This is a genomic window from Mesorhizobium sp. M7A.F.Ca.US.006.04.2.1, assembly GCF_004022915.1.
Classification (GTDB): domain Bacteria; phylum Pseudomonadota; class Alphaproteobacteria; order Rhizobiales; family Rhizobiaceae; genus Mesorhizobium; species Mesorhizobium ciceri.
On record NZ_RZQA01001630.1, the window covers coordinates 1 to 476 of the forward strand.

Sequence of the window (476 nt, forward strand, 5' to 3'; positions counted from 1 at the left end):
TGGTGCGCTCGATCACGGCTTTGCTCGGATCGGCCGGATTGTAGAAGACAGTCACCTCCGCGCCGCGGGGAAACTGGGCAAGGGTTTCGGTGACTTCGAAATTCCCCAAATTCTCCTTCACGCTGTAGCGCGAGCTTTGAAATTTCTTGCCGCCAACCTTGTATTCGAAGGTGATCGCCGGAAAATTGCGCATTTCGGTGGTATCAGTGCTGTCCGAACCAACGCCCGAGCTTCTGACCTCGCGTGCCTCGACGCGCGACGAGATGATCTTTCCCGGCGTCGGCAGCCAGCGGCTGAGTGCCTTCACCTCTCGCCATTTCATGAAGGTGATGAACGACAGCGCGCCCGCGACCACGCAGGCAAAGCCGACAAGCATGATCTTGAGTTCCAACTCGTCTCCCCCCAGGAGTGCAGGAACCCGCACATAGACAGCATGGCGGCGGCAATGTCTTGTATTTTCGCAAATCTGAAAAGGC

The 476-nt window shown here is 57.4% G+C and carries 1 protein-coding gene; it reads right to left on the reverse strand.

The genetic code is table 11. The features are described from left to right. Window positions 1-391: DUF3592 domain-containing protein (locus tag EN925_RS39130; RefSeq protein ID WP_245487496.1), on the reverse strand; the 391-nt coding region annotated here is incomplete at its 3' end. Window positions 392-476 lie beyond the last annotated feature (85 nt).